This window comes from Moorena sp. SIO4E2, from assembly GCF_010671945.1.
In the GTDB taxonomy this organism is placed as follows: Bacteria; Cyanobacteriota; Cyanobacteriia; order Cyanobacteriales; family Coleofasciculaceae; genus Moorena; species Moorena producens.
Map to the genome: position 1 here is coordinate 1 of NZ_JAAHIE010001169.1, position 1,501 is coordinate 1,501.

Annotated in this window: 1 pseudogene; it reads right to left on the minus strand. The window is 41.3% G+C overall.

Going from position 1 to position 1,501, the window contains the following annotated elements:
* Positions 1 to 1,501, minus strand: a pseudogene (locus F6K37_RS41835) (hypothetical protein); the annotation flags it as partial.

A 1,501-nucleotide genomic window follows, 5' to 3' on the forward strand; every position in this document is an offset into this window, starting at 1 on the left:
GTCGGCTTTGGAGATTGAGCTGTTAGAATTTCACTCAATGTATAAGTAATAGTTACGGAAACCAATGATAATCCTATAATAATACAAAATATTTCTATATTTTCTATAATAAATTTTAAAATTCCAGAAGATTGCTTACTTATTTGTTCTTGTGGAGTCATCCTTGGTTTGATAGGCAATCCAAAAGCGTCTTGAACCGATTTACGTGAATTTGAAAAAGCTTTACTAAATATTTCCTTTGGTACTCCACCAAAAGCAACCTGATAAAAATAGGCAGCTAAACGATACTCTCTCAGCCATTCAAACAATTTAGCTAGAGGCTTGTAATAAGGTTCATAGTATCTATGTCGGCGGCGAATTAATCGCAAAAAATTGATTAATTTATTCCAAATTTTATCTCCACAACGTAAAGAGTTGGACTCTGAACTATATGACCGCCGATTAAAACTACTAATCACTTCTAAATCAGCTTGAACATCATTGATAAACTGCTTGCGGTAATACTTCCAGGCACTGTGAGGAGCTGCCAGCAACCAATGAACAGCTTCAGGAGTGATTTTTTTTTCCAGCAGTTTAGGCAGGATAAGTTTGATGCCCCTAGCCAATTGAGCCGGTGGGAGTTTGGAACCAATAGCCTCTTGAAACTCTAAAGATATCACTTGATTGTTGTCAGGTTTCTGCCTACCACCCTTGATATTCAACCAATCCAAAAACTCTGGTAGGGTTTCTGGAATCACCATGGCTCTGAGAGTTATTAATCTTACGAATTGAGGAGTATATAAGTTATGAGTCAGAGCATGTTGGGCTCCTTCACCATCAAATAACCTGTGCCAGTAGTCTGAAGTAATTTTTTGGTTCCCTAATGCCCCTGCTATCTTGAGAACAGCTTCTGATTTCACCTGAGAACTGTTGATCAAGCTTTTAATTGCTGACTTGAGTGCCTGTTCGTCCACCGTTGCTGGCATCAGAGCTAAAGGACGATTAGCCTTCAGTTGCAGAAAACTTCCATAGGCACGCTCACTGGCTGGATGAATCAGAACAAAGCTCCAAGGGTTCTCTAAGGCTTCAGCATTGTAAGCCCAGGACACAGGCTCAGCTCCAGCTTTTATTTCAGCTATTTTGTTAATCAGTCTTAAATTATACTGATACTCCCATGAGAGCACTATCGGTACAGACTTATGCTCAAACTTGTGCTCAAGTTTCTCTGAGGGGATTTCAGGTGGTATAGAAATCTCTTGTGAAGGATCTAGTCTAGTCTCAAAAGGATTAAAAACAGGCAGATGGCCTACTCGCTGCTCATAGTCCTCCATCCAGCTCAGGATTTTCCAGAGACTATCTGCCCCCTGACAGAGGAAATAACGATACACTGAAAGGGGTCTTCCCCCATCATCCCTACCCCGACTCACCACTGCCACCACTGACCAATCCGGTATACAAGAATCGGGCTCTCCTGGCACAACTCGACCAATTACTGCTGGCTGGTTACTATTAGCACCCTCAA